General features: G+C 76.5%; 29 protein-coding genes and 1 tRNA gene. 13 read left to right on the top strand and 17 right to left on the bottom strand.

The genetic code is table 11. From position 1 onward, the window contains the following. Positions 1 to 125 precede the first annotated feature (125 nt). The 4 genes from ACI79B_RS21750 to idi form a co-directional block, all read right to left on the bottom strand. Positions 126 to 383, bottom strand: coding sequence for a hypothetical protein (locus ACI79B_RS21750; RefSeq protein ID WP_456925981.1), 258 nt, complete (start codon positions 381 to 383; stop codon positions 126 to 128). After that, positions 380 to 1153: an SDR family NAD(P)-dependent oxidoreductase gene (locus tag ACI79B_RS21745; RefSeq protein WP_456925982.1), complete on the bottom strand. Its 774-nt coding sequence runs from the start codon at positions 1151 to 1153 to the stop codon at positions 380 to 382. Before ACI79B_RS21745 ends, ACI79B_RS21750 begins: the two co-directional genes overlap by 4 nt. 108 nt (positions 1154 to 1261) lie before the next feature. Continuing rightward, positions 1262 to 2044 carry a polysaccharide deacetylase family protein gene (locus tag ACI79B_RS21740; protein WP_456925983.1) on the bottom strand — a complete coding sequence of 261 codons (783 nt, stop codon included), beginning with the start codon at positions 2042 to 2044 and terminating at the stop codon, positions 1262 to 1264. A 116-nt stretch (positions 2045 to 2160) separates the two neighbouring features. Beyond that, positions 2161 to 2700, bottom strand: coding sequence for an isopentenyl-diphosphate Delta-isomerase (gene idi / locus ACI79B_RS21735; RefSeq protein ID WP_456925984.1), 540 nt, complete (start codon positions 2698 to 2700; stop codon positions 2161 to 2163). A gap of 65 nt (positions 2701 to 2765) precedes the next feature. Here idi and ACI79B_RS21730 point away from each other — a divergent pair, with 65 nt between their 5' ends. Next, positions 2766 to 3599, top strand: coding sequence for an alpha/beta fold hydrolase (locus ACI79B_RS21730; RefSeq protein ID WP_456925985.1), 834 nt, complete (start codon positions 2766 to 2768; stop codon positions 3597 to 3599). Positions 3600 to 3602: 3 nt separating this feature from the next. On the opposite strand, the gene ACI79B_RS21725 is transcribed toward ACI79B_RS21730, so the two are convergent. The 3 genes from ACI79B_RS21725 to ACI79B_RS21715 are packed head-to-tail and all read right to left on the bottom strand — an operon-like array spanning position 3603 to position 8265. Continuing rightward, positions 3603 to 5033, bottom strand: coding sequence for an ATP-binding protein (locus ACI79B_RS21725; protein WP_456925986.1), 1431 nt, complete (start codon positions 5031 to 5033; stop codon positions 3603 to 3605). Further along, positions 5030 to 6712, bottom strand: a complete 1683-nt coding sequence (locus ACI79B_RS21720) for an FAD-dependent oxidoreductase (RefSeq protein WP_456925987.1) — start codon at positions 6710 to 6712, stop codon at positions 5030 to 5032. Before ACI79B_RS21720 ends, ACI79B_RS21725 begins: the two co-directional genes overlap by 4 nt. Then, on the bottom strand, positions 6709 to 8265 hold the full coding sequence (locus ACI79B_RS21715; protein WP_457000245.1) for an MFS transporter: 1557 nt from the start codon (positions 8263 to 8265) through the stop codon (positions 6709 to 6711). Before ACI79B_RS21715 ends, ACI79B_RS21720 begins: the two co-directional genes overlap by 4 nt. 204 nt (positions 8266 to 8469) lie before the next feature. Between ACI79B_RS21715 and ACI79B_RS21710 the strand changes: the two genes are divergently transcribed. The 6 genes from ACI79B_RS21710 to ACI79B_RS21685 all read left to right on the top strand — a co-directional run bounded on the left by ACI79B_RS21710 (position 8470) and on the right by ACI79B_RS21685 (position 14032). After that, entirely contained in the window at positions 8470 to 8670 is a 201-nt protein-coding gene (locus tag ACI79B_RS21710; protein ID WP_456925989.1) for a hypothetical protein, read from the top strand. A 59-nt stretch (positions 8671 to 8729) separates the two neighbouring features. After that, a complete protein-coding gene (locus ACI79B_RS21705) occupies positions 8730 to 9311 on the top strand; it encodes a helix-turn-helix domain-containing protein (RefSeq protein WP_456925990.1) in 582 nt (193 codons plus the stop codon). Continuing rightward, positions 9308 to 10597 carry an MFS transporter gene (locus ACI79B_RS21700; protein WP_456925991.1) on the top strand — a complete coding sequence of 430 codons (1290 nt, stop codon included), beginning with the start codon at positions 9308 to 9310 and terminating at the stop codon, positions 10595 to 10597. The genes ACI79B_RS21705 and ACI79B_RS21700 overlap by 4 nt, the downstream gene beginning before the upstream one ends. 9 nt (positions 10598 to 10606) lie before the next feature. Then, positions 10607 to 11725 carry an NAD-dependent epimerase/dehydratase family protein gene (locus tag ACI79B_RS21695; protein WP_456925992.1) on the top strand — a complete coding sequence of 373 codons (1119 nt, stop codon included), beginning with the start codon at positions 10607 to 10609 and terminating at the stop codon, positions 11723 to 11725. Between the two features lie 261 nt (positions 11726 to 11986). Then, positions 11987 to 13228: a dihydrofolate reductase family protein gene (locus tag ACI79B_RS21690; RefSeq protein ID WP_456925993.1), complete on the top strand. Its 1242-nt coding sequence runs from the start codon at positions 11987 to 11989 to the stop codon at positions 13226 to 13228. Between the two features lie 141 nt (positions 13229 to 13369). Next, positions 13370 to 14032: an MBL fold metallo-hydrolase gene (locus tag ACI79B_RS21685; protein WP_456925994.1), complete on the top strand. Its 663-nt coding sequence runs from the start codon at positions 13370 to 13372 to the stop codon at positions 14030 to 14032. 19 nt (positions 14033 to 14051) lie between these two features. Here ACI79B_RS21685 and ACI79B_RS21680 read toward each other — a convergent pair whose 3' ends face one another. Next, positions 14052 to 14726: a PaaI family thioesterase gene (locus tag ACI79B_RS21680; RefSeq protein ID WP_456925995.1), complete on the bottom strand. Its 675-nt coding sequence runs from the start codon at positions 14724 to 14726 to the stop codon at positions 14052 to 14054. Next, a complete protein-coding gene (locus ACI79B_RS21675; RefSeq protein WP_456925996.1) occupies positions 14719 to 15873 on the bottom strand; it encodes an acyl-CoA dehydrogenase family protein in 1155 nt (384 codons plus the stop codon). The genes ACI79B_RS21680 and ACI79B_RS21675 overlap by 8 nt, the downstream gene beginning before the upstream one ends. A gap of 190 nt (positions 15874 to 16063) precedes the next feature. Here ACI79B_RS21675 and ACI79B_RS21670 point away from each other — a divergent pair, with 190 nt between their 5' ends. Then, on the top strand, positions 16064 to 16603 hold the full coding sequence (locus ACI79B_RS21670; RefSeq protein ID WP_456925997.1) for an STAS domain-containing protein: 540 nt from the start codon (positions 16064 to 16066) through the stop codon (positions 16601 to 16603). 60 nt (positions 16604 to 16663) lie between these two features. On the opposite strand, the gene ACI79B_RS21665 is transcribed toward ACI79B_RS21670, so the two are convergent. Continuing rightward, positions 16664 to 17518, bottom strand: a complete 855-nt coding sequence (locus ACI79B_RS21665; RefSeq protein ID WP_456925998.1) for an aldo/keto reductase — start codon at positions 17516 to 17518, stop codon at positions 16664 to 16666. A gap of 128 nt (positions 17519 to 17646) precedes the next feature. Between ACI79B_RS21665 and ACI79B_RS21660 the strand changes: the two genes are divergently transcribed. Continuing rightward, a complete protein-coding gene (locus ACI79B_RS21660) occupies positions 17647 to 18228 on the top strand; it encodes a histidine phosphatase family protein (RefSeq protein ID WP_456925999.1) in 582 nt (193 codons plus the stop codon). Here the strand turns inward: ACI79B_RS21660 and ACI79B_RS21655 are convergent. Then, entirely contained in the window at positions 18206 to 19303 is a 1098-nt protein-coding gene (locus ACI79B_RS21655; RefSeq protein WP_456926000.1) for an EAL domain-containing protein, read from the bottom strand. The two genes, ACI79B_RS21660 and ACI79B_RS21655, sit on opposite strands and share 23 nt — an antisense overlap. A gap of 121 nt (positions 19304 to 19424) precedes the next feature. Here ACI79B_RS21655 and ACI79B_RS21650 point away from each other — a divergent pair, with 121 nt between their 5' ends. Next, positions 19425 to 20036 (top strand): TetR/AcrR family transcriptional regulator, encoded by a 612-nt coding sequence (locus ACI79B_RS21650; protein WP_456926001.1) that lies wholly within the window; start codon positions 19425 to 19427, stop codon positions 20034 to 20036. Positions 20037 to 20039: 3 nt separating this feature from the next. Here ACI79B_RS21650 and ACI79B_RS21645 read toward each other — a convergent pair whose 3' ends face one another. Next, the gene (locus ACI79B_RS21645; RefSeq protein WP_456926002.1) at positions 20040 to 20537 is read right to left on the bottom strand and encodes a DUF427 domain-containing protein; all 498 of its coding nucleotides are present in this window, start codon (positions 20535 to 20537) and stop codon (positions 20040 to 20042) included. 8 nt (positions 20538 to 20545) lie between these two features. Next, complete coding sequence (locus ACI79B_RS21640) at positions 20546 to 20776, bottom strand: DUF3618 domain-containing protein (RefSeq protein ID WP_456926003.1); 231 nt, start codon at positions 20774 to 20776, stop codon at positions 20546 to 20548. 102 nt (positions 20777 to 20878) lie between these two features. On the opposite strand from ACI79B_RS21640, the gene ACI79B_RS21635 reads away from it, so the two are divergent. Beyond that, positions 20879 to 20959, top strand: a tRNA-Leu gene (locus ACI79B_RS21635). Between the two features lie 8 nt (positions 20960 to 20967). On the opposite strand, the gene ACI79B_RS21630 is transcribed toward ACI79B_RS21635, so the two are convergent. Beyond that, a complete protein-coding gene (locus ACI79B_RS21630; RefSeq protein ID WP_456926004.1) occupies positions 20968 to 21888 on the bottom strand; it encodes a DUF6910 family protein in 921 nt (306 codons plus the stop codon). 223 nt (positions 21889 to 22111) lie between these two features. Here ACI79B_RS21630 and ACI79B_RS21625 point away from each other — a divergent pair, with 223 nt between their 5' ends. Beyond that, a complete protein-coding gene (locus ACI79B_RS21625) occupies positions 22112 to 23068 on the top strand; it encodes a hypothetical protein (protein WP_456926005.1) in 957 nt (318 codons plus the stop codon). Between the two features lie 2 nt (positions 23069 to 23070). Here ACI79B_RS21625 and ACI79B_RS21620 read toward each other — a convergent pair whose 3' ends face one another. The 3 genes from ACI79B_RS21620 to rph all read right to left on the bottom strand — a co-directional run bounded on the left by ACI79B_RS21620 (position 23071) and on the right by rph (position 25575). Next, entirely contained in the window at positions 23071 to 24156 is a 1086-nt protein-coding gene (locus tag ACI79B_RS21620; RefSeq protein ID WP_456926006.1) for an HPP family protein, read from the bottom strand. 88 nt (positions 24157 to 24244) lie between these two features. Then, on the bottom strand, positions 24245 to 24856 hold the full coding sequence (gene rdgB, locus ACI79B_RS21615; RefSeq protein ID WP_456926007.1) for an RdgB/HAM1 family non-canonical purine NTP pyrophosphatase: 612 nt from the start codon (positions 24854 to 24856) through the stop codon (positions 24245 to 24247). Further along, positions 24853 to 25575, bottom strand: coding sequence for a ribonuclease PH (gene rph / locus ACI79B_RS21610; protein WP_456926008.1), 723 nt, complete (start codon positions 25573 to 25575; stop codon positions 24853 to 24855). The genes rdgB and rph overlap by 4 nt, the downstream gene beginning before the upstream one ends. A 61-nt stretch (positions 25576 to 25636) precedes the next feature. Here rph and ACI79B_RS21605 point away from each other — a divergent pair, with 61 nt between their 5' ends. Further along, on the top strand, positions 25637 to 26041 hold the full coding sequence (locus ACI79B_RS21605) for a YjbQ family protein (RefSeq protein WP_456926009.1): 405 nt from the start codon (positions 25637 to 25639) through the stop codon (positions 26039 to 26041). Positions 26042 to 26045: the final 4 nt, after the last annotated feature.

Genomic DNA, 26045 nt, shown 5'->3' with positions numbered 1-26045 from the left:
CCCCCCCCCGCCCCCCCCCCCCCCCCCCCCCCCGCCCCCCCCCCCCCCCGCCCCCCCCCCCCCCCCCCCGGCCCCCCCCCCCCCCCCCCCCCCCCCCCCGCCCCCCCCCCGCCCCCCCCCCGGACTCAGCCGGTGGGCGGGTCCGAGAAGCCGGCCGCCAGGCCGTCGTCCTGGGGACCGCCGTCGTCGGGCAGCGGCGCCTCGTCCTCGGCCGCGCGCACCTCGGCCTCGGTGCCGTCCGGCGGGGCGTCGACGCCGCGCGTCAGCTCGGCGAGCAGGCGCTGCTCGTCGGGGCGCAGGTCGCCGCCGCCGAGGTGCTCCCCCGGCTGGCCGGCGTCCGAGCCGGAGGCCATGCCGCTGTCGGGGAGGTCCGGGTCGGTCATCGCGGGAAGTTGGGCTCGAGGCGCGGCACCACCTGCATCTCCGGCACGAACGCCGAGGGGTGCAGCAGGAGCAGCGTGCGGACGGTGTCGGCCACCGCCGACGGCGGCATCATCAGGTGCCCGGGGATGCCCCACTGCTCCATCATCGGCGTGTCCATCGCCGCCGGGATGACGCTCATGACCCGCGCCGGGAAGGGCCGCTCGCTGCCGTCCTCGAGCGTCACGGCCTTCTCCCGCAGCTCGCGCTGGATGCAGCGGGTGGCGTTGAGGAAGCCGGCCTTGGAGCCGTTGTAGGCGATCGCGCCGCTGCCCGAGGTGATCGCCGACAGCGACACCACGTGCACGACGTCGGCGGTACGGCCCTCCGGCAGGTGCTGGACCCGCTTCACGAACTCGCTGGTGAGGAAGATCGGGCCCTCGCAGTTGACCGCCATGACCCGGCGGTAGTCGTCGAGGTCGATGTCGGTGACGTAGCCCGGGCGGTCGATGCCGGCCACGTTGACCAGGACGTCGAAGGCGTCGCCGTGCTGGTCGAAGAGCCGGGCCACGACCTCGCGGCGGCTGGCGTCGTCGGTGACGTCCAGCGGGACGACCTCGGCGCTGCCGCCCGCGTCGGTCACCAGCTCGCGGGTGCGCTCGCTGCCGTCGGCGTCGATGTCGGCGACGACGACGTGCGCGCCGGCCTCCGCCAGCGACACGCACGTCGCCCGGCCCAGCCCGCTGGCCCCGCCGGTGACCAGCGCCACGCGGCCCTTCAGGTCCCCTGCCACCCGTTCCTCCGTCCTCCGGCCCCCACCGGTACACGACCGACGGGACCGTGATCACGATGCGTCCCCGCCACTCTCGCCGAGGTCCGCGCGGCCCGCAGGTCGGAGCGGTCAGGCCGGGGAGGACCAGACGTCGGCGAGGGTCACCGTCTGCAGCTGCCGGGTCTCGATCAGCTCCAGCATCCGGTCGAGCACGGTGGTGATGGCCGGCTGGTTGGCGTGGCCGACGATGATCGCCCGGGCGGCGAACCACTGCTCCGCGGCGGCCATGAGCTCCTCGGCGCCGACCGCGCGGGCGTCGTCGAAGGTGCCGTTCCACATGACCGTGGTCGGGTGGCCGAGGTCGGCGGCGATGGCGTCGACGCGCTCGTCGTGCGAGCCGAACGGCGGCCGCCAGAACGGGGTGTCGGTGACGCCGAGGGTGCGGCGCATGAACTCCTGGTTGCGCCGCAGTTCCTCGGCCACCTCGGCGTCGGAGACGGTGGTGAGGTCCGGGTGCGACCAGGTGTGGTTGCCGAAGGCGACCTGGCCGGACTCGATCAGCGGCCACAGGTCGCGGGCGTTGTCGCCCCACGTGCGGTAGCTGCCGTTGGGGAAGAACGTCAGCCGGGTGCCGGTCTCGCGGGCGAGGGTGACCAGCGCCGCGACCACCTCGCCGTCGCTGCCGTCGTCGATGGTCAGGGCCAGCTGGTTGCCCCGGCCGGGGATCTGGTCGACGACGCCGGCCGGGGCGGGGACGGCGACCAGCCCGCCCGGGGCCGTGGGCTCGGCGGCCGCGGCGGGCGGCGGGGCGACGAGGTCGGGTGCCGCCAGGTCCAGCTCGGCGGCGCCGCGCCCGACGGCGGCCCCGGCGAGTCCGGTGGCGAGCAGGAGGAGGAAGCCCCGGCGGTCCACGCGGCGGACGCTAGGAGGGCGCTCCGGCGCGTCCGGCGCAGCGACACGAGCGGCCGGGCGCGCCCGCCACCGTCCGTGTCCCGGCGACTACCGCCTTTTGCCTGCGCAAGGCGGACTCAGGCCGCCGGCACCAGCCCGGCCTGCTCGATCAGGCGCGCCTGCTCGCGGCACCAGGGCGACCACTCGTCGCGCTCGGAGTCCTCCTGGCGGCGGCGGAACGCCGCCCACTCCAGCAGCTCCCACTCCCCCACCTCGGCCGGGTCGGGGTCGGGCGTGCCGGTGAAGCGCCCCAGGTAGACCGGGCAGACCTCGTTCTCGACGACGCCGCGGAACTCGGCGCAGTAGCGGTAGCCGGGCAGCGCCGGGCGCAGGTCGGCCACCTGAAGGCCCAGCTCCTGGGAGGCGCGGCGGGCGATCGCGGCGCCGTCGTCCTCGCCGGGGCCGGGGTGGCCGCAGACGGTGTTGGTCCACATGCCCGGGAAGGTCTGCTTGCCCGCGGCGCGGCGGGTGACCAGCAGCCGGCCGTCGTCGGCGAACAGGTAGGCGGAGAACGCGCGGTGCAGCGGCGTCTCGCCGTGGTGCACGAGCGGCTTGGGCATCGTGCCGATCGGCGTCCCGTCGTCGTCGACCAGCACGATCAGCTCCGTCGCGGTCACCGTCACTCCCCCATCGTCCCCGACGCGGGGGGTTCCGGCAGCCGCCGGGCGGGCACCGGAGGGGCATGCAGGGGTTCCGGAACGACGGCCTGACCTTCGACGTCCGCGACGACGGCCCGCCCGGCGGCGAGCCGGTGGTGCTCCTGCACGGCTTCCCGCAGGACGCCGGCGCCTTCGACCGGATGGCTCCGCTGCTGCACGCCGCGGGCCTGCGCACCCTGGCGTTCGACCAGCGCGGCTACAGCCCCGGCGCCCGGCCGCGCGGGCGGTCGGCATACCGGCTGCGGGCGGTGGCCGGCGACGTCCTGGCCCTGCTGGACGCCGCGGGGCTGAAGAGCGCGCACGTCGTCGGGCACGACTGGGGCGGCGCGGTCGCCTGGGCGCTGGGCGCCTGGCACCCCGACCGGGTGCGCACGCTGACCTCGCTGTCCACGCCGCACCCGGCCGCGGTGGCGCGCGCGGTGCTCACCAGCGACCAGGGGCTGCGCTCGTCCTACATGGCCGCCTTCCAGGTCCCCGTGCTGCCCGAGCGGCTGCTGCTCGCCCGCGGCGGCGCGGCGCTGCGCGGCGTGCTGGAGAACGGCGGGCTGCCCGCGGACGCCGTCGACCGGTACGTCGAGCGCATGCGCGAGCCGGGGGCGCTGTCGAGCGCGCTGGCCTGGTACCGGGCGGTGTCCTTCGGCGCCCGGGACGCCGTCGGCGAGGTCACCGCGCCGGCGCTGCACGTGTGGAGCACCGGCGACACGTTCCTCGGCCGCGCCGCCACCGAGCGCACGCGCGACCACGTGCGCGGCCCCTACCGGCTCGAGGTGCTCGAGGACGTGCCGCACTGGATCCCCGAGCTCGCCGCCGAGCGCACCGCCGCACTCGTCGTCGAGCACACCCGGGCGGCGGCCTGAGGCTCAGGCCTCCGGCGGCTCGGACAGCGGCAGCCGCACCACGAACCGGGTGTTCCCCGGCTCCGAGCGCACCTTGATCACCCCGCCGTGCCGGTTGGTGACGATGCGCCAGGCGACGTCCAGCCCGAGGCCGGTGCCGTGTCCCACCGGCTTGGTGGTGAAGAACGGCTCGAACACCCGGCGCCGCATGGTCTCCGGGATGCCCGGGCCGGTGTCGGCGACCTCGACGACGGCGTTGTCGCCGTCGACGGCGGTGCGCAGGGTGAGCGTGCCCTCCCCCGCCATCGCGTCGAGGGCGTTGTCGATGAGGTTGGTCCACACCTGGTTGAGCTCGGCGGCGTAGGCCGGCACCGGCGGCATCGACCGGTCGTACTCCTTGACCACGCGGATCCCCGGCCCGGTCTTCGCGCTGAGCATGACCAGCGTCGCGTCCAGCCCGGCGTGCGGGTCGGTGAGCTGGTGCGGCGTGCGGTCGACCTGCGAGTACTGCTTGGCCGCGCCCACCAGGTGGGAGATCCGCGAGGTGCTGTCGAGGATCTCGGCGAGCAGCATCTCGGTCTCGACGGTGTAGGCCAGCCAGCGCAGCGCCGGCTCGAGGAAGTCGGGTTCGACGGCGTCGGCGACCGCCTCCAGCGACGTCGGGTCCAGCCCGGCCGGGACGAACACCGACGCCAGCTCCCAGGGCCGGTCGACGCCGTGGTCCTCGAGCCAGTCGCCGAGCTCGTCCTCCCGGTCCGACCGCTCCAGCGCGCTCAGCTCGGCCGCGCTGCCGATGCCCGCGACGAACCGCTCCTGCAGCTCGGTCAGCCGGCGCAGCTGGGAGCCGTCGAAGGTGCCGTCGGCCAGCAGCGCGAGCTTGTGCCGCATGCCGGCGACCCGCTCGCGCAGCGCCGCGGTGGCCCGGGACGCGGCCGCGGCCGGGTTGTTGAGCTCGTGGGTGAGCCCCGCGGTCAGCTTGCCCAGCGCCAGCAGCCGCTCCCGCTGGCCGACCAGCTCCTCGGAGTTGCGCGTGCCCAGGAACAGGCCCTGCAGCAGGTGGACGGCCATCGGGTACCAGCGGCGGAACACCGCGGCGAACTCGGCGGCGGGCAGCGCCAGGAAGGTGCAGTCGGTGACCGCGCGCACCGTCGCCGGGTAGACCTGCGGGACCTGGTCGCCGAGGTAGAACTGCACCGCGCCGCTGAACACGCCCGGCTGGTCGGTGCGCGTGGTCTCCACCTCGTCGCGGCCCACCCGCCGGACCATCCGCAGCGTGCCGGTCAGGAGCACGTAGAAGCACTCGGCCGGCTCGCCCTCGGTCGAGACGTCGCTGCCGGCGGGGAACGCGACGACGTCGCCGGTCTCCGCCACCCACGCCAGCTGCGCCTCGTCGAGGTCGGTGAACAGGAACAGCTCCCGCAGCCGCGCGGGCTCCAGGCGGGTGGGCGCGGTCACCGGTCCTCCAGGTACCGGTGCACCAGCGTGACCGCCATGGCGCCCTCGCCGACGGCGGAGGCCACCCGCTTCACCGACTGGGCGCGGACGTCGCCGGCGACGAACACGCCCGGGACGCTGGACTCGAGGAAGAACGGGTCGCGCTGCAGCCGCCAGCCCGGGGGCCGCTCGCCGTCGACGAGCAGCTCCGGGCCGGTGAGCACGAACCCGCGCTCGTCGCGGGCGAGGACGCCGTCGAGCCAGTCGGTGCGCGGCTCGGCGCCGATGAAGACGAACAGGTGCGACGTCGGCACGGTCTCCACCCGGCCGGAGCGGTCGCTGAGCTCGATCTGCTCCAGGTGGTCGTCGCCCAGCACGGCGGTCACCGTGGTGCCGGTCCGGACGACGACGTTCGGGATCGCGGCCAGCTGCTGCACCAGGTAGTGCGACATGGACGCCTCCAGCGAGGAGCCGCGGACCACCAGCGTGACGCAGCTGGCGTGCCGGGAGAAGAACACCGCCGACTGCCCCGCCGAGTTCGCCCCGCCGACGACGTAGACCGGCTGGTCGGCGCAGGCCTCGGCCTCGGTGATCGCCGAGCCGTAGTAGACGCCGCGGCCGGTGAACCCGTCGGCGCCCGGGGCCGGCAGCGTCCGGTAGGCGACGCCGGTGGCCAGCACGACCGCGTGCGCGGCGATGCTGCCGCCGTCGGCGAAGTGCACCACCCGGGCCGAGCCGCGGACCTCGAGCGCGGTCACCTTGCGCGCGGTGAGCACCTCGGTGCCGAACCGGATGGCCTGCCGCCGGGCGCGCTCGGCCAGCTGCCCGCCGGAGACGCCGTCGGGGAAGCCGAGGTAGTTCTCGATCCGGCTGCTCTGCCCGGCCTGCCCGCCGGTGGCCTGCCGCTCGACCAGCACGGTGCGCAGCCCCTCGGAGGCGCCGTAGACGGCGGCGCCGAGCCCCGCCGGGCCGCCGCCGACCACGATCAGGTCGTAGAAGTCGGTGCTCGGCTCGACCGTGAGCCCGACCGCGGCGGCGAGCTCGGCCTCGGTCGGCGCGAGCAGCGCCTCCCCGCCCGGCGGCACCACGACCGGGACGTCGTCGGGACCCGCGCCGGCCGCGGCGAGCAGCCGCCGCCCCTCGGGCTCCTCGACGCTGTACCAGCGGTACGGGACGGCGTTGCGGGCCAGGAAGTCCCGGGCCGCGAACGACGGCGCCGACCAGTGGTGGCCGACCAGCTTGACGTCCTCGACGGCGGTGTCGGGGCTGGCCTCCCAGGACGCGACCATGGCGTCGACGACCGGGTAGAGCTTCTCCTCGGGCGGCTCCCACGGCTTGAGCAGGTAGTGGTCGACGTCGACGAGGTTGATCGCCTGGATGGCGGCGTCGGTGTCGGCGTAGGCGGTGAGCAGCGCCCGGCGCGCCCGGGGGAAGAGGTCCATCGCCTGCTCGAGGAACTCGATGCCGTTCATCCCGGGCATCCGGTAGTCGGCGAGCACCGCCGCCACCCGGTCCCCGCGCAGCTTGAGCTCCCGCAGCGCCCCGAGCGCCTCCTCGCCGGAGGAGGCCCGGACCACCCGGAACCGCTCGCCGTAGTGGCGGCGCAGGTCGCGCGCCACCGCCCGGGACACCCCGGGGTCGTCGTCGACGGTGAGCAGGACGGGCCGGGCCCGCCCGGCGGGCTCGGGGGCCTGGGTCACTGGTCCTCCAGGGGGTCGGGGCCGCGGGGACCGCCCCCGCGGGCCGGGCGGGAGCCCACGGGCTCGCGCGGGTACAGCTGCGGGCCCTCGACGTTGCAGTGCGGGTACTCCTCGACCGGCAGCCGCCCCTCGGCCTCCGCGGTGCGCAGCGGCCGGCGGATCCCGGCGAGGGCGACGAGCGCGCCCGCGACCAGCAGCGCGGCGCAGACGAGCACCGCCGTCCGGAAGCCGGCGCCGAAGGCGGCGGGGTCGGTGTAGTCGTCGCCGCCGATGCCCGCCACGACCGGGACGACGGCCACCGCGAGGAGGCTGGCCGCCCGGGCGACGGCGTTGTTGACCCCGGACGCGACGCCGGCGTACCGGTCGTCGGCGGAGTCGAGGACGGTCGCGGTGAGCGGGGCGACCAGCAGGGTCAGCCCGGCGCCGAACACGACCGTGGCCGGCAGGACGTCGAGCAGGTAGGAGGCGTCCTCGCCGATCCGCAGCATGAGCAGCAGGCCGGCGGCCGACAGCAGCGGCCCGAGGGTCATCAGCGGCCGCGGCCCGATGCGCTGGGCGAGGGCGCCGGCCCGCGAGGAGAACAGCAGCATGAGCACGGTGACGGGCAGCAGCGCGGTCCCCGCCAGCAGTGGGCTGTAGCCGGACACGACCTGCAGCTGCAGCACCAGCAGCACGAAGACGACCCCGAGCGGGGCGTAGACCAGGAGCGTCACCACGTTGGCGGAGGTGAACTGCCGGCTGCGGAAGAGCACGGGCGGCACCAGCGGGTGGCGGGAGCGACGCTGCACGACGACGAAGGCGGCCAGCGCGACCACCGCGGCGATCCCCCAGGCCCAGACCGCCGGCCCGGGGCTCGGCCCGCCGGCGGCGGTGAGGGCGTAGGTGAGCCCGCCGAGGCCGACGACCACCAGGACGGTCCCGGTCCAGTCCAGCCCGGGCGCGGCGGCGGGGTCGCGGGTCTCGGGCACGTGCCGGGCCGCGACGAAGACGATCACGACGGCCAGCGGGATGTTGACCAGGAAGACCGCCCGCCAGCTCCACTCCACCAGCCAGCCGCCGACGAAGGGCCCGACCGCGCCGGCCACCCCGCCCAGCCCCGACCACGCGCCGACCGCCGCGGCGCGGTCCTCCCCGGCGAAGGACGCCGAGATGATCGCCAGGCTGCCCGGGGTCAGCAGTGCTCCCCCGACCCCCTGCAGCGCGCGGGCGACCACGAGCGTCCCGGTGTCCGGGGCCAGCCCGCACAGCAGCGACGCGGCGGCGAACCAGACGACGCCGACGACGAACACGCGCCGCCGGCCGAACCGGTCGCTGAGCGAGCCGCCGAGCAGGATCAGCGAGGCGAGGGTGAGCGTGTAGGCGTTCACCGTCCACTGCAGCCCGGTGAACCCGGAGCCGAGGTCGGCGCCGATGCGCTCGAGGGCCACGTTGACCACGGTGCTGTCCAGCAGCGCCAGGCTGGACCCCAGGACGGTGGTCAGCAGCACCCACCGCCCCCGCGGGGTGCCCATCCGCAGGCCCTCCGCCGGGGTCGGCTGCACCCGGGACGTCACCTGAGCGCCACCTCGATCCCCCACCGGTGCCGGGCAGCGCGCGTGCGCTGCTCCGAGGCCCGGCGACGTCGGCGGATGCCTGTGGCCGCGAGCCTCGCCCCGCCGGTCGCGGGCTGTCAATCACCCCGGGCGGCGGCCGGGGCGCATGGACGCCGCCGGTCCGGGGCACCCCGTGCCCCCACCCCCGATCCCCAGGGAGCCACCATGTCGCTCGCCACCACGCCCCGCCGCCGCAGCTGGCGCCTGGCCGCCGTCGGCCTCGCCCTCGCCGCGTCCCCGTTCACCGTCGCCGCCTGCGGCTCCGACGTCGTCAACGACGAGGTGGAGCAGAACGTCGAGGAGGGCGTCGACGAGGCCGAGCAGGAGGTCGAGGACGCCACCGACGGCGAGGACTCGGACGGCTGACCGCACCGGATGCAGAGACCTCTTTGCAAAGAGGTCTCTGCATCTCTAGCGTGGGGGGCGTGTCCGAGAACGCCCCCGAGGAGACCGTCGACGTCACCGACCCGCGGACGCTGCGGGCGCTGGCGCACCCGATCCGCACCGGGCTGCTCGCCCTGCTGCGGTCGGAGGGGCCGTCCACGGCCTCCCGGCTGGGCCAGCGCCTGGGCGAGAGCAGCGGGACGACCAGCTACCACCTGCGCCAGCTCGCCGACCTCGGCTTCGTCGAGGAGGTGGCCGGCCAGGGCACCGCGCGCGAGCGCTGGTGGCGCGCGCGGCACCGCAGCACCCGGTGGCGCACCGAGGACCTGGTCGGCCAGCCCGGTGGCCGCGAGGTCGTCGAGGAGCTGACCCACCAGTCGCTGGGCCGGCAGCGCCGGATGCTCGCCGCGCACGCCGAGCAGCGCGAGGCCCTCGAGCCGGTCTGGCGCGACGCCGTCTCGCTCAACGACTGGGCGCTGCACCTGTCGCCGGAGGCCACCGCCGCGCTCACCGAGGAGCTCAACGGCGTGCTCGCCCGCTGGCGGGCCGAGCGCGAGGAGCCCGGCCAGCCGCTGGTCCACGTGCTGCTGGACCTCTTCCCGCTCACCGAGGACCCGGCGTGAGCGCGCCGCTGACCGTCCGCTCGGCCGGCCGCCGGTTCGTCGGGCTGACCGCGCTGCGCTGGCTCCCGATCGGGCTCGCCGCGCCGGTGTCGGTGCTGCTGGCCGCCTCGCGCGGGCTCTCCCCGGCGGACGTCGGCGTCGTCGTCGCGGTGTACTCGCTGGTCACCCTCCTGCTGGAGCTGCCCACCGGCGGGCTGGCCGACGCGATCGGCACCCGGCAGGTCCTCGTGCTGTCCGGGCTGATGACCGCCGCCGGGCTGGTCGCCTCGGCCCTCGCGCACTCCGTCGCGGCCTTCGCGGTGGCGTGGGCGCTCAAGGGCGTCGGCCGGGCGCTGGACTCCGGGCCGCTGGAGGCCTGGTACGTCGACGCCGTCCACGCCGCCGACCCGTCCGCGGACGTGACCCCGGGACTGTCCCGCGCGGGCGCCGCCGACGGGGCCGGCCTGTGCCTGGGCGCGGTGCTCGGCGGGCTGCTGCCCCTGGTGGCGGTGGGCACGGGCGACGCGGTGCTCGTGCTGCCGGTGCTGGCCGCCGCGGTGGTGGCGCTGCTGGCGGTGGCCGCCGTCGCGGGGCTCGTCGTCCCGGTGGGCCCCGCGCGGCACGCGGGGGCGGCCGCCCTGCGCGCCGGCGTCCGGGAGGTGCCCGCGGTCGTCCGCGGGACCGCGCGGCTGGTCGTCCGGGACCGGGTGCTGCGCCGGCTGCTGGCGATCTCCCTGTTGGTCGGCTGCACGCTGAGCACGCTGGAGCTGGTGGGGCCGCTGCACGTCGCCGCGCTCACCGGCGACGACGCCGAGGGCGCCGCGGTCTTCGGCGTGGTGATGGCGGTGTCGTACGCGGCGGCCGGGGTCGGTGCGCTGCTCGCGCCCCTCGCCCGCCGGGCGGCGCGGGGGTCGGCGGGCGCGGCGACGGCGGGGCTGGCCCTGCTCGGCGCGCTCGCCGTCGCGGTCGTCCCCCTCGGCGGGCCGCTGGCGCTGGGCGGGCTGTTCACCGTCTTCTACGTGGGCAACGCCGCGGCGTGGCCGCTGTGGAAGGACGCGCTGCACGCGCGGGTGGCCGCCGGGCAGCGGGCGACCGCGCTGTCGGCGTCGTCGCTGACGCTGCAGGTCGGCGGCCTGCTCGCCAGCCTGCTGGTGCTGCGGCTGGCCGACGCGCTGGGCACCGCGACCGGGTTCTGGGTGGCCGCGGGGGCGCTGCTCGTCGTCGCGGCGGTGTCCCTCGGGCTGCGCTCCGGGGCGGCGGCCGCGTCCGGGCCGGCCGCCCCGGTTGCCTCGCGGCAGCGCGGGTAGCGGCGGGGCATGGCTGATCTCCCCCGCGACCACCTGAAGGGCCTCCGGGTCGCCGTCACCGGCGCGAGCGGCAATGTCGGGACGGCGCTGCTGCGGCGGCTGACCGCGCCGGGCAGCGGGGTGGCCGAGGTCCGCGGGCTGGCCCGCCGGCAGCCGCCGGACACCGCGCCCTACGACTCCGTCACCTGGTACACCGCCGACCTCGGGGAGACGTCCAGCGAGCAGGCGCTGACCAACCTGCTCGAGGACGTCGACGCCGTCGTCCACCTGGCCTGGGTGCTGCAGCCGGGCCGCAGGCCCGACGAGCTGCACGAGGCGAACGTCAACGGCACCCGCCGGGTGGTGCGGGCCGCGGTGGCGGCGGGGGTGCGGCACGTGGTGCACATGTCCTCGCTCGGCGCCTACGCCGCCGGGGGCGGGGACCGGCCGGTGACCGAGGACTGGCCGGTCACCGGCATCCCGAGCTCGCAGTACAGCCGGCAGAAGTCCGAGGCCGAGCGGGTGGTGCGCGAGGTGGTGGGGCGGAGGCGGGACGTCACGCTGACCGTCGTCCGCCCGACCCTGGTCATGCAGCCGGAGGCGGCCAGCGAGATCGGCCGCTACTTCCTCGGGCCGCTGCTGCTCGGCGCCGCCCGGCTGGTGCCCGGGCAGGTCGCCTCGCGGCTGCCGCTGCCCCTGCCGTCGCTGCGGGTCGGCTTCATCCACGCCGACGACGTCGCCGACGCCATCACCCGGATGCTCGACCGGCGCGCGCCCGGCCCGTTCAACCTCTCCGCCGACCCGGCCCTCGACGCCGACGGGATCGCCCGGGCGCTCGGCACCGTCCGGGTGCCGGTGCCGGCGGCGGTGCTGCGCGCCGGCCTGAGCGCGGCCTTCCACGCGCGCCTGGTGCCCACGGAGCCGGGCTGGCTGGACCTCGCCCTGCAGTCGCCGGTGCTCGAGACCGCCCGTGCCCGCACGCAGCTGGACTGGCAGCCCGCCTACCGCGGCGACGACGTCCTGCGCCAGTTCGTGGCCGCCCTCGGCCGCGGGGACGGCGGGCCCGGCCCGCTGCTGGCCCCGACCGGCGGCAAGGAGCACGACCCGGGCGGCGACCCGGCCAACGTGCCGGACCACCGCCCGGGCTGAGGAGCCGCTCCACGTCCCTGACCACGCGTTCCTCCGCCGACAGGGCGACGCGGCTTCGGCGACGACCCACCACCGGGCACCCCGGACGGGACCTACGAACAGGCCACCGCACCCTGGCCCGAAACGCGCGGCGCACCTGAGCCCTCCCCTGCCGTCCCGTCACCCGGATCGGGCTGGTGGGCAGCGGCGGACAGCGCGGTCGACGCGGCGAGCGAGGCACTGCTGGTCCTCGAGCGTGCGCTCGGCCACGCCTCCCGGACGGTGCGCACAGCGGAGCGGGCGGACGCCGCCGACGAGGCCGCCTGGGCGGCCGGTCCCGCCGGCCGGGTGTCGACGGCACCGGACGCGCTCACCGCCCTGGACGTCGCCGCGGACGGTGACCGGGCTGCGCTGGCCGCCCTGCTCCGCCGGACCGCCGACGGTGGACTCGCGGACCGGCCGCGCATCGCGCTCACCGACGCCGTCACCGGCGCCCTGCTCGCCCTCACCGACCTGCCCGAGCTGCGCCGCGGGGGCACCTGCGGCCGCCCCGCCTGCCGGCGCGCCCCCGACAGCTGCGACCACGACCTCACCGGCCGCCCCGGCCTCGGCGTGCCGGCCGACAGCCCGGACTACCGGCCGGGCACCGCGCTCGACCGCCACGTCCGCGCCCGCGACCGGCGCTGCCGCTTCCCCGGCTGCCGCCGCCACGTCCCCGGGAACGGCGAGCTCGACCACGTCCGCGCCTGGCCCGAGGGCCCGACGTCGGCAGCGAACCTCGCCGGCTCCTGCACCACGCACCACCGCGGCAAGCACCAGGCCCCCGGCTGGACGTCCCGGCTGCAACCGGGACCGGGACACGGGACACGAGGCCCGTGCCTTCGGCGGGGCCCGACCGATGATTTCCTCGCGCCGTGCTGGTCGGTACGCCGATCACCGACTCACGAGAGGCATGACGCCATGCGGAAACTGACCTTCGGCATGAACGTGAGCCTGGACGGCTACATCGCCGCGCCCGGCGACGACCTCGGCTGGAGCGTGCCGAGCGACGAGCTGTTCCAGTGGTGGTCCGACCGGGTGGGGGCGACGGGCACGGCGCTGTACGGGCGCAGACTGTGGGAGACGATGAGCTCCCACTGGCCCACAGCCGACCGGCAGCCCGGCGCCACACCGGCACACCTCGAGTACGCCCGCCGCTGGCGGGACATGCCGAAGGTGGTGTTCTCCTCCACGATCAGCGCGGTCGACTGGAACGCCCGCCTGGTCGCCGGCGACGCGGTCACCGAGATCACCCGGCTCAAGACCGAGGACGGCGGCCCCATGGACATCGGCGGCGCCACCCTCGCCGCGGCGGCCATGCGGGCCGGGCTGGTCGACGAGTACGCGATCGTCACCCACCCGGTCCTGGTGGGCGGCGGCACGCCGTTCTTCACGGCCCTGGACAACTGGGTGGACCTGACCCTGGTGGAGACCCGGACGTTCCCCGACGGCGTGCTCCTGACCAGGTACGAGACCAGGCACTGAGTGCCCGACATCGGATCGGCGCGGGCTCGGCTGTCGCCCTGGACGGGCCGCTGAGCGCACCGATGAGTCACGACGGCTCGCACCGTCTACGCAGGAGCGTGACCTCACCCAGCAGCCGCGCAGACGGCGGAGGAGCTCGTCATGACCCACGTCCCCCACCATCCCGGCGATCGGTCCACGACGGACACCGCCGCTCCCGTCACCATCACGCCGGTCCTCGTCGCCGACCTGCTCGCCGAGGGTGAGCGGATGCCGGTCTACGTGCACGTGATCGACCATCCCGACGCGCGTGTGCTGGTCGACACCGGCATGACGGAGCTGCACCCAGCGGGAGCCGACCTGGATCCCCGCCTCCGGCCCCTCAGCGAGCAGGACTTCGACCTGGCCGGGATCGACGTCGTCGTCAACACGCACCTGCACTTCGACCACTGCGGAGGCAACCACCTCTTCGCCGGGAAGCCGATCCACGTCCAGCGTCGGGAGCTCGACGACGCGCGCAGCCGGGACGGCTACACCATCCGCGAGTGGGTCGACGCCCCCGGCGTGCGGTACGTGCCGGTCGACGGCGAGCTCGAACTGCTCCCCGGGGTCCGGCTCCTCCCGGCGCCGGGCCACACACCCGGCACGCAGGTGGTCGTCGTCGAGACCGGCGGGCGTCCGATCGTCATCGGCGGCGACATGGCGGTCTGGTTCGGCGAGCTCGACGAGCCGCACACCGAGGGCCAGCTGCTGGTGCGGGCGCTCGACCCCGAGCTGGTCTGGCTCGCGCACGAGCACGAAGCCTGGCGACCCCGCACCGTCTGAGCCGCGGGACGGCTCGGGGTCAGGCGCGCGTCGTCCAGGCGCCGACCGAGCGGCCGGTGGACGCGAAGACGTCAGCGGCCTGCTCCGCGCGCAGCGCCACGAACAGGCCCTCGGCCTCGGCGAGCACCACCTCGGGGCTGTCCTCGGCCACCAGCCGGGCGTGCGCGGTGGTGCGCCGGCCGACGGTCTCCCCCATCTCGGCGGTCAGCAGCAGCGGCACCCCGAGGTGCACCGGGCGCCGGTACCTCACGGTCAGGGTCGCGGTCAGCCCGCCGCGGCCGGCGGCGCGCAGCGCGCGGGCCAGGACGTGGTCGAGCAGCGTGGCCACCACGCCGCCGTGCACCAGCCCGGGCGGCCCCTCGTGGGCCTTGCCCACGGTGACCCGGCCGGTCGCCGTCCCGTCGGGGGTGTCGGTGGCCACCAGCGGCGGCGCCACCGGGCTGCCCGGCCCGTACACCGGGCTGTACCAGCGCTCGCCGGTCTCCGGGTCGTCGACGCGGGCGATCTCGTGCAGCCCGCGGCCGGTTGCCCGCAGCCGCGCGGCCAGCTCCCGCGCGACGGCGGCGGCCGCCTGGAGCTCGGCCTCCGGCACCTCCGTGCGGACGGCAGCGTCGACCAGATCGCGCAGCGCGTCGCCCAGCTCCCCGACGGCGACCCGCCGGGCGGCCCGCTCGTCCGGTGAGGGCTCAGCCACGCGGCATGCCGGCCGCGCGCAGGAGCCCGCCGCCGATGATGACCCGCTGCACCTCGCTGGTGCCCTCGTACAGCCGGTAGAGGCGGGCGTCGCGGTAGAAGCGCTCGACCGGCGTGGTCCGCAGGTAGCCGAGCCCGCCGTGCACCTGGACGGCGCGGTCGGTGGCCCGGCCGACCATCTCGCTGCACCACAGCTTCGCCGACGACGGCCCGATCGAGGTGTCCTCGCCGGAGTCGTAGCGGGCGGCGACCTCGCGGACCATCGCCTTCCCGGCCAGGGTCTCGGCGTGCATGTCCGCGATCAGCGCCTGCACCAGCTGGAACCGGCCGATCGGGGCGCCGCCCTGCTTGGCCGTGGCGGCGTAGGCGACCGACTCGTCGAGCACCCGCTGCGCCATCCCCACGCACAGCGCCGCGACGTGCAGCCGGCCGCGGGAGAGCACGGTGAGCGCCTTCGAGTAGCCGCGCCCCTCCTCGCCGATCAGCGCGTCGGCCGGCACGTGGACGTCGTCGAAGAAGACCTCCGAGGTCCACGCCCCCGACTGGCCCATCTTCTTGTCCTTGGGGCCGAGCGAGACGCCGGGCGCCTTCGCGTCGACGACGAAGCTGGAGATCCCGCGCCCGCCCTTCTCCTCCGGGTCGGTGCGGGCGAAGACGACGAACAGGTCGGCCAGCGGCGCGTTCGTGATGTACCGCTTGGCACCGTCGAGCACCCAGCCGTCGCCGTCGCGGCGGGCGCTGGTGCGCAGGCCCGCCGGATCGGAGCCGGCCTCGGCCTCGGTGAGCGCGAAGGAGCCGATCAGCTCGCCGGCGGCCAGCCGCGGCAGGTAGGCCTTCTTCTGCTCCTCGCTGCCGAACTTCGCGATCACCTGGCCGGCGATGCCGTTGTTCGTGCCGAACAGCGAGCGGAAGGCCGGCGTCGTGTAGCCGAACTCGAAGGCCAGCTCGACGTCCTCGCTCATGGAGACGCCCAGGCCGCCGTACTCCTCGGGCAGCGCGTAGCCGAACAGGCCCATGTCCGCCGCCGCGCCGCGCAGCTCCTCGGGGATGCGGTCGTCGAGGTCGATCTCCTCCTCGCGCGGGACGACCACCTCCCGCACCAGCTGGCGCACCGCGTCCCGGATCTGCGTGAAGTCCTCGGCGTCCACGCCCCCATGGTGCCGCCTCCGGCGGCCTCCCGACGAGCCGGGGGTGCAACACGACGGCGGAGGTGTTGCGGACGGCCGAGGACGGAACGTCGTGAACCGGACACACCCCGTTGCCGGTCACGGTCAGCCGCACTAGCGTCACCGACGGCACCCGAACCAGCGGCGCCGCGTCCTCCCCCCGGGAGCCCTCGTGCACCTCTCCGTCGCCGTCGTGCCCGCACCGGACCAGGTCGTCGTCCGCCTGACCGGCGACGCCGGCCGGCCGACCCTCCCCCGCCTGGCGGCCGGCCTGACCCGCGCCGCCGAGCACGGCACCCCCAGCGTCGTCGTCGACGTGGCCGGCGCCCGCTTCCACGACCGTGCGGCGCTGCGGACCCTCGCCGGCTTCAGCGACACCCTCACCGCCGCCGGCCGGCGGTGCCGGGTGGTCGGCGCGCCCGCGGCCACCCGCCGCCAGGTGGCCGAGGCCGGCCTCGCCGGCGTCCTCGAGCTCGACGGCCCGCTGACCGGCGCCGACCCGGTGCGGCCCCTGCCGCGGCCGGCGCCGGAGTCCGTGACCGACCCGCGCCCGACCCAGCCCCTCCCCGTCGGGGCGCTGCTCGCCGCGGCGGACCTGCAGGCCCCGGCGCTCGAGGACGCCCGCCGGCCGCGGGCCTCGGCGCACCCGATGCGGGGACCGGCCGGGGCGTCCCGCCGCCGTGTCCCCGTCCCGCTGGACCGCTGGCGCTGACGCCGGACGCGCTCGTGCCCCGGCCCGCGCGCGGCGGACCGGGGCACGAGCGGGGTGCGACTAGGCCAGGGCGTCCAGGCGGGCCATGTCCTCGTCGGAGAGGGTCAGCTGCGCCGCGCCCATGTTCTCGGTGAGGTGGTCCACCGACTTCGTGCCCGGGATGGGCAGCACCACCGGCGACTTCTGCAGCAGCCAGGCCAGCGCGACCTGCGCCGGGGTGGCGTCCAGCTCGCGGGCGATGTCGGCCACCGGGCTGTGCGGGGCGGCGAGGTCGCCGGTCGCGATCGGGAACCACGGGATGAACGCGATCCCGTTGTCGGTGGCGTGGTCCAGGACGTCCTGCGACTGCCGGTTGGTCAGGTTGTAGAGGTTCTGGACGCTGACGACGTCGACGATCTCGCGCGCCGCCCGCAGTTCCTCGACCGAGACCTCGGAGACGCCGATGTGGCGGACCTTGCCCTCGTCCTGCAGCTCCCTGAACGCGCCGAGCTGGTCGGCCAGCGGCACCTCGGCGTCGATGCGGTGCAGCTGGATGAGGTCGATGCGCTCGACCCGCAGGTGGCGCAGCGACAGCTCGACCTGCTGCTTGAGGTAGGCCGGGCGCCCGACCGGCGTCCAGACGCCCGGGCCCTGGCGGGTCAGGCCGGCCTTGGTGGCGATGACCAGGCCCTCCGGGTACGGGTGCAGCGCCTCGGCGATGATCTGCTCGCTGACGAACGGCCCATAGGAGTCGGCGGTGTCGATGAGGTCGACGCCCTGCTCGACGGCGGCGCGGACCACCCGCAGCGCGGCGTCGCGGTCGGCCGGCTCGCCCCAGACGCCCGGGCCGGGCAGCTGCATGGCGCCGTAGCCGAGCCGGTGGACGGCGAGGTCACCGCCGATGGCGAAGGTGTCGGCAGGTGCGGTGGCGGTCATGGACCCTCCCGGTGCGTGTGCCCCGGGCCGGCTGCCCGGGGTCCCGCACCCCGCCAGCACGGCGGTCCGCGTCGCTCTTCCCGGCGCGCCGACGATGTGACCGGCGACACGCGAACGAGAGGACGGCGATGGGCGAGATCCTGGTGCTGCGGCACGGCGCGACCGAGTGGAGCAGGAGCGGCCAGCACACCGGCGTGACAGACCTGCCCCTGCTGCCCGAGGGCGAGGAGCGGGCCCGCTCCCTGGCCCCGGCGCTGGCCGAGCGGCACGTCGTCGAGGTGTGGACCAGTCCCCGGCAGCGCGCCCGGCGCACCGCCGAGCTGGCCGGGCTGACCGCCACCGCTGTGGACGAGGACCTCGTCGAGCTCGACTACGGCGGCTACGAGGGCCGCACCACCGCCGAGATCAGCGAGGAGCTCGGCCGCGAGTGGTCGGTCTGGCGCGACCCGGTGGTGGCGGGCGAGACCCCCGGCGAGACCCTCGAGCAGGTCGGCGCGCGGGTGGACCGGGTGCTCGACCGGGCGCGGGCGCGGCTCGCCGACGGTGACGTCGCCCTCGTCGCGCACGGGCACGTGCTGCGCGTCCTCACCGCCCGCTGGCTGGGCCTCGAACCCGCCGCGGGGGCGCTGTTCGCGCTGCCGGCCGGCGCCTACGGCGTGCTCGGGCACGAGCACGCGCGCCCGGTGCTCACGGGATGGGGACTGGGCTGAGCTCCGCCGGCGCGGCGGCGCCGGCGGGCGCGGCGGGCCGGCCGAACAGCCAGCCCTGCGCGAGGTCGGCGCCGAGCGCGGCCACCTCGGCGGCCACCTGCTCGGTCTCCACCCCCTCCGCGACGACGACCGCGCCGAGCCGGTGCGCGTGCTCGGTCACCGTGCGCACCACCGCGCGGGCGCCGTCGTCGGGCAGCGCGGACACCAGCGCCCGGCCGAGCTTGACCACGTCGGGCCGGACGACGTCGAGCAGCGAGCGGCTGGACCACCCGGCGGCCACCTCGTCGAGCGCCACCCGCCAGCCGCGCTCGCGGTAGGACTCGAGGACGGCGAGCAGGTGCCCGCGGTCGGCGACGGCGGCCCGCTCCCCCACCTCCAGCACCAGCTGCCGCGGCTCCAGCCCCGCGGCCTCCAGCGCCTCGACGGTGCTGGCGAGGTCGGCGTCGGGGTGCAGCACCGAGGTGGGCCGGGTGTTGACGAACAGGTCGCCGCCGCCCAGCCAGCCGGCGGCGCCGGCGATGGCGCACTCGCGGCCGACCCGGTCCAGCCGGGTCAGCCAGCCGGCGGAGTCGGCCACGAAGAACAGGTCGCCGCCGTCGACGGTGCGCCCGTCGGAGTCCCCGCGCAGCAGCGCCTCGTGGGCGACGACGGCGCGGTCGGCCAGCGCCACGATCGGCTGGTACGCCGACCACAGCTCGGCCTCGGCGAGCACGCCGACCTCGGCGGTCACCCCGCGGCGGGCCAGCTCCTGCGCCAGCGTCGGCGCGGTGAGCAGGCCGAGGGTCAGCGCGGTGTACTCGTTGGCCGGGTCGGTGGCCACCCGCACCGCTTCGGCCTCGGCGCCGGTCAGCGCGCGGGAGAGCCGGTCGAAGAAGACCTCCACGCCGACGCCGTCGCGCTCGTCGGAGAGGTCGAGCAGGCCGGGGGCTGCGAAGACCGACAGCCCGGCCGACCGGGCGACCGCGGCCACGGCGGGCAGCACGTTCTCCTCCGCGGTCGCCAGCAGCACGCGGGTCGCGGCCTCGGGCAGGGGCCACTGCTCGCGCCGCCGCGCCGCGCCGATCGGACTCGCCACGCGCAGCAGGATGACCGACCCGCCCGGCCGGGGCGGGCAGGCGCGCGGGCGAGGTCCGACCGTTCAGGATGCCGCGCCGCGGACCGGTCTGCACACGGCACGGAGGCCCTACTGTCGCTACATGGCTGCTGTGCTCACCGAGCCGCCGACGCGCACAGGCCGCGGCGGCCGCCCGCGCGACCCCAGCCGCGACGACGTCATCCGCGCGGCCATCCTCCGGCTGCTCGGGGAGGTCGGGTACGGCGCGCTGACCATGGACGCCGTGGCGGCGGAGGCCGGCGTCGGGAAGGCGACCATCTACCGCCGCTGGCGCACGAAGCAGGACCTCGTCGTCGACACCGTCTCCGACCTCAACCGGGCCTGGACGGTCACCGCCGACACCGGGTCGCTCGAGGGCGACCTGCGCCAGCTCGTGCACCGCATGGTGGAGATGATGGCCAGCCCGGTCGGGGCCGCGACCCGCTCGCTGCTCGCGGCGATGCAGCACGAGCCGGCGCTGATCGAGGCGTTCCGCGATGGCCCGCTGGCCGTCTGGCGGCGGGCCTACGACGAGGTGTGGACCCGCGCCCAGGCGCGCGGCGAGGTGGGCCCCGGGCTGCCGCAGTCGATCCCCGCCGAGGCCACCACCGCGCTGCTCGTGCAGCGCTGGCTGGTCACCCGCGAGCCGGTGGACGCCGCCTACGCCGACGCCGTGCTCGAGACCGTGGTGCTCCCGCTGGTCCGCCGGGGCTGACGCTCACCAGCCGAGCGTGCCCGGCTCGCCCTTGAACGGGCCGACGACGTCCGCGGTGATCCAGCCGCCGTAGAAGTCCCCCGCCTGCGCGCGCACCTGCTCGCCGTCGACCAGCGCCCGGTCGACCCGGCTCGGGTAGAACGCCACCGCCCCGCGCAGGTGCTCGTACCCCGGGGTCGGGTCCTCGTAGGACCAACCGACCGCCGGGTAGCGCCGCCCGTCGACGACGGCGTCCCAGTAGGTCGCCCGCCCCTTCCACTCGCACCACGACGAGCCGGCGGCCCGCTCGAGCACGCCGGGGACGACGTCCTCGCGGGGCACGTAGTAGACCGGCGGGTGGCTGGTCTCGCAGACCCGCACCGCGCGGCCGGTCTCCCCGACCACCCGCCCGCCCAGCTCGACGACGACGCGGCGCGGCGTCACCTCCGCCGACGGCGGGCGTGGGTAGTCCCAGACCGACTCCTGACCCGGGCCGACCGGGTCGCGGCGCGGCGGGCGCACGGTGCGGCTCAGTCGTTGCGGTGCCGGGCCTTCTGGACGACGACGAGCGTCACCAGCAGGCCGAGGGCGCCGACGGTGGCGCGCCCCGCCGTCGTCTGCAGGAAGCGCACGACGGCGGCCTGCCCCTGGGCGCGGAGCCGCGTCGGGCTGCTCCGGTACGCCAACTGGTCCAGGGTGGCCGCCAGCGACTCACGGGCGGCGTCGATCTCCAGCTGGATCTCTCGAGGGTCGCGAGGCACGGCGACAGCCTGCCAGACACCGCGCCGACCGGCCCGTTCCGGTGATCAGCGGCACCCGCGCGGGCGATGCGCCCCCGGATGCGCCCTAGACTCGGCGGCCACGCGGGAGTGGTGTAACGGCAGCCACGCCAGACTTAGGATCTGGTGCCCTCGGGCGTGCGGGTTCGACTCCCGCCTCCCGCACCCAGGGGTCAGCCCAGGCGCACGGTGAGCTCGACCTGCGGCGAGGCGAGCCCCGGGTCGTCGGCGTCGACCACCGCCAGCAGGTCCACCCGGTCGCCGTCCACGCCGCGCAGGGCCAGGCCCTCGACCTTCGCGACCCGCCCGTCCACCTCCGGCACCGGCGCGACGTCGAGCACCCGCCCGTGCTCGACCAGGACGAGCGCCGTGGCCACCACCGGGCCGTCGTCGACGGCGTTCGGCGTGTCCTCCGCCGCCGCGGAGAGCAACTCCCGGCCGTCGGGCAGGGCGACGGCGTCAGTGACGGCGAGCCCGACGCCGGCGACCTCGCCGAGGTCGAGGACGTGCACCGGCCCCAGCGGCACCGCGCCGGGGTCCGCGCGCCCGTGCACGGCTGCCAGCAACGGCGCCAGCGGGACCTCGACGCAGGCGTTCGGCACCCCGGCGGCGCGGTTGCCGCGCTGATACCAGCGGAGGACGTCGCCCGCGCGGGCGGCGCCCTCCAGGTTCCGCTGCCCGTCCGGCACCCCGAGGCGGTCGCCGACCGCGGCGTACAGCGGGCCGAGGTCGGCCGCCCGGGCGGACGGCCGGTCGCCGTCGAGGACGACCAGCACCCCGCGGGTGCGCCGCGGGGTCGACCCCGACCCGAGCAGCAGCACCGCGGGCCACCCGCCGACCTCCACCGGGCTGGCCGTCTCCAGGTCGGGCTTGAGGGACTTGGTCCCGGCCGCCTCGGAGAACCGGTCGTGCCCCTCGACCGGCGGCAGCAGCCGCACCGGGACGACGCCGCCCGGGCGCTGCCAGGCCGCGGACGTGGCGTCGTCCTGGGCCACGAGCCAGCCGTCGCCCAGGGGCGCGAGGCCCGAGGCCGCGGTCACCGGCGTCCCGTCGTCGAAGCGGAGCCCGCGGACGGCGGTGAGGTCGACGCGCACGGGGACGGGGTGCCCGCTCGGGGGCGGCCTCACGCGGGCAGGTGCCGGGACGGATCACACAATCGTCTTTCCGCAGGTCAGCACGCTGAACTCCGCCCAGGGCCGCTGCACGCGCGGCGAAGCCGACGTAGCCTCGGGTCGGCCGGCCGGCCGCACGACGGGGTGCCCGGGGCCGGTCCTCTTCCCCTGCACACAGTCCTCCGGACACGACCCGTCGGAGCTCATGACCTCCCCGCGCACCGAGACCAGCCCCTCCCCCGGCACGAACCCCGAGCCGGTCCCCGACAAGCCCCGCACCTCGCTCACCGTCACCCAGGTGGCGGCCGGTGCCCTGGCCGCGGTGTCCGCGGCGGTCCTCGCCTCGTTCTTCGGCGTCGCCGGCACGGTGATCGGCGCGGCGCTCGTCAGCGTCGTCAGCACCGTCGGCTCCGCGCTCTACAGCACCTCCCTGAACCGCACGAGCGAGAAGCTGCGGAAGGCCCGCGAGCAGCTGGCGCCCCGCCCCGCCTCCACGGCCGGCGAGGCGGCGACCCGGGAGCTGCCCGCGGCCGGGACCGCCGCCGACGAGGCGGCGACCCGGGAGCTGCCCGCGCACCTGGACCCGCGCCGGGCCCCGGCACCGCGACGGCGGATCCGCTGGCCGCGGGTGGCGGCGTACGCGGCCGCGGTCTTCGTCCTGGCGATGGGGATCGTCACCGCGATCGAGCTGATCGGGCAGAAGCCGGTGTCGGCGCTGGTCGGCGGGACCGAGGACTCCTCGTCGTCCACCACGATCGGCGAGCTGTCCAACGCCTCGTCCTCGCGCGACGTGACCCCGTCGGACTCCGACCCGGCCACCCCGACGACCGAGGCGCCGGCCACGGGCACGCCCGGGGACGCCGGGGAGAGCGCGACGCCGCCCGAGGAGTCCGCGCCCGCCACCGGGAGCGGCAGCGACGAGGACGGCGAGGACGGCACCGGCGACGACGCCGAGGAGTCCGCGCCCGCCGAGCCGTCGACGCAGGCGCCGGGGACCGACTCGGGCAGCGGGTCCGACGGCGACCCGGGCACCGGCTCGGACTCCGGCTCGGACAGCGGGTCGGGCTCCGGCTCGGGCAGCGGCTCGGGCACCGAGCCGCAGGCCGAGGCGGGCACCGGGGCGCAGGCCGACGCCGGCAGCGAGGCGCAGCCGGCCGCCTGAGCTCAGGAGCCGACCAGCGCCCGGTGCAGGACGGCGACCAGCTCGGCGCGGGTGACGATCCCGGCGAGCCGGTCGTCGGCGTCGACCACCGGCAGGTGCCGCAGCCCGCGGTCGGCCATCAGCCCGACCAGCTCGGAGACCGGGGTGTCGGCGCCGACGGTGGTGACCGGGGTGGTCATGACCTTCGCGACCGGGTCGAAGTCCACGACGTCGAGGTTGAACAGGTCGTGGACGGTGACGATGCCGACCACCCGGCGGTCGGGCGTGACCACCGGCAGCGCCTTCACCGCGTGCTGGTTCATGAGCATCCGCGCGCGGTAGAGGGTCTCGTCGGGCTGCACGGTCCGCACGTCGCGCTCCATCAGCGCGCCCACGCGCAGCTGGCCGAGCCGGCGGTCCAGGGCGTGCGCCTCGGCGTCGCGGACCAGCGCCAGCACGTCGCCGGGCAGCACGTCCAGGCCGCGGTCCAGCCGCTGCATGGCCGCCGTGACGTCCTCGGCCTGCAGCCCGACCCGCTCGGTGGGCGGCGCCTCGGGTCCGCTGCGCGGCGGCTCGGGCACGTGCGGGTAGGGCCGGCCGGTCAGGTTGTTCACCAGCGCCGCCACGAGCAGCAGCACGAGGGTGTCGACGCCGACCGGCCACAGCGCGAACGCCCAGCCGTGGTCGGCCACCGCCGCCTCGCCGACCGCCGCGAACAGCGCGCACGCCCCGCCCGGCGGGTGCACGCAGCGCAGCACCATCATCAGCGGGATCGCCACGCCGACGGCGACCGCCGCGGCGAGCGTGACGTCGTCGAACAGCTTGCCCGCCGCGACGCCGACCAGCGTGGACACCGTGTTGCCCGCCAGCACGGGATAGGGCTGGGCCAGCGGGCTGGCCGGCGCGGCGAACAGCAGCACCGCGGTGGCGCCCATCGGCGCGACGATCCACGGCAGCCCGGCCGGCCCGCCGGGGACCGCGTGGGCGGTGAGCGCGGCCAGCGCGATGCCGGCCAGGGCGCCGAGCCCGCCGCGGAGCACCTCCGAGCGGCGGTAGCCCACCGGTGAGGGCCGCAGCCCGGTCCTCCACGCCCTGACGTCCGCGCGCACCCCGCTCCCCTCCGGAGGGCCCCCGCCCGCCGCGGGCGTGGACCCTACGTCGTCGGGGCGGCGCCGGGGTGCCGCCCCGGCGCGGAGGTCAGGCCGCGCCGAGCGTCTGCGCGATCACCGGGACCAGCGCCGCGAAGGCCTGCCCGCGGTGGCTGCGGGCGTCCTTCTCCGCGGGCTCGAGCTCGGCGGCGGTGCGGTCCAGGCCGTCGGCGACGAACACCGGGTCGTACCCGAAGCCGTTGCTGCCGCGCGGCTCGCGGACCACCCGGCCGCGCCACTGCCGCTCGACGACCGACTCCGCGCCGTCCGGGGTGACCAGGGCGGCAGCACACACGAACGCCCCGCCGCGCCGCTCGTCGGGGACGTCGCCGATCTGGCCGAGCAGCAGGGCGGTGTTGGCGGCGTCGTCGCCGTGCCGGCCCGACCACCGCGCCGAGAGCACCCCGGGCATCCCGTTGAGCGCGTCGACGGCGAGGCCCGAGTCGTCCGCCACCGCCGGCAGGCCCGTGTACCGGACCGCCTCGCGCGCCTTGAGCAGCGCGTTCTCCGCGAACGTCGCGCCGGTCTCGGGCGCCTCCGGGTACTCGGGCACGTCACGCAGGCCGACCACCTCGATCCCCGGGACGGCGTCGGACAGCAGCCGCTGCAGCTCGGCGAGCTTGCCGGCGTTGCGGGTGGCCAGCAGCAGGCGGGTCGTCATCGCTGCAGCGCCTCCTGCTGGACGCGGGTGAGCTCGGCGCACCCGGCGACGGCGAGGTCGAGCAGCCGGTCGAGGGTGGGCCGGTCGAACACCGCACCCTCCGCGGTGCCCTGCACCTCGACGAAGCCGCCCTCGCCGGTGCAGACGACGTTCATGTCGGTGCCGGCGCGCACGTCCTCCTCGTAGGCGAGGTCCAGCCGCGGCTCGCCGTCGATCACGCCGACGCTCACCGCCGCCACCGACTGCACGATCGGCTGCTTCTTCGCCAGCTTCTTCCGGTCGGCCAGCCACGCGACGGCGTCGGCGAGGGCGACGTAGGCGCCGGTGATGGCCGCCGTCCGGGTGCCGCCGTCGGCCTGCAGGACGTCGCAGTCGAGGGCGATGCTGTTCTCCCCCAGCGCCGCGAGGTCGATCGAGGCGCGCAGCGAGCGGCCGATGAGCCGGCTGATCTCGTGGGTGCGCCCGCCGATGCGGCCCTTGACCGACTCGCGGTCGCCGCGGGTGTGCGTGGCGCGCGGCAGCATGGCGTACTCGGCGGTGACCCAGCCCAGGCCCGAGCCCTTGCGCCAGCGCGGCACGCCCTCGGTGACGCTGGCCGCGCACAGCACGCGGGTGCGGCCGAACTCGACGAGCACCGAGCCCTCGGCGTGGTCGAGCCAGTTGCGGGTGATGGTCACCGGGCGGAGCTGGTCGGCCGCGCGGCCGTCGGGGCGGGTCACGGGCACCGAGCCTATCGACGTCGGCACGCCGTCCTCCCGGCGAGCTGTCACGATCGACGGCGTGCGATCGGAGCTGCGGAGGGTGCGGACCGGCGGCGCGCCGGTGGTGGTCGACCTGACCGGCGAGTGCGAGGACTTCGTCCGGCAGGAGGACGACGGCCTGCTGCAGGTGTTCGTCCCGCACGCCACGGCCGGGCTCGCGGTCATCGAGACCGGCGCGGGCAGCGACGACGACCTGCTCGCCCAGCTCGACGAGCTGCTGCCCCGCGACGGCCGCTGGCGCCACCGGCACGGCAGCCCCGGTCACGGGCGCGACCACGTGCTGCCGGCGTTCGTGCCGCCGCACCTGAGCGTGCCGGTGCTCGGGGGCCGGCTCCAGCTGGGCACCTGGCAGCGGATCTGCCTGGTGGACCCCAACGGCGACAACCCCGAGCGGCACGTGCGGCTGTCGTTCCTCCGCGGCTGACGCC

This window comes from Geodermatophilus sp. SYSU D00879 (assembly GCF_054050375.1).
The sequence above is the reverse complement of the archived record's forward strand: the minus strand, read 5'-3'. Positions and strand labels throughout refer to the sequence as shown.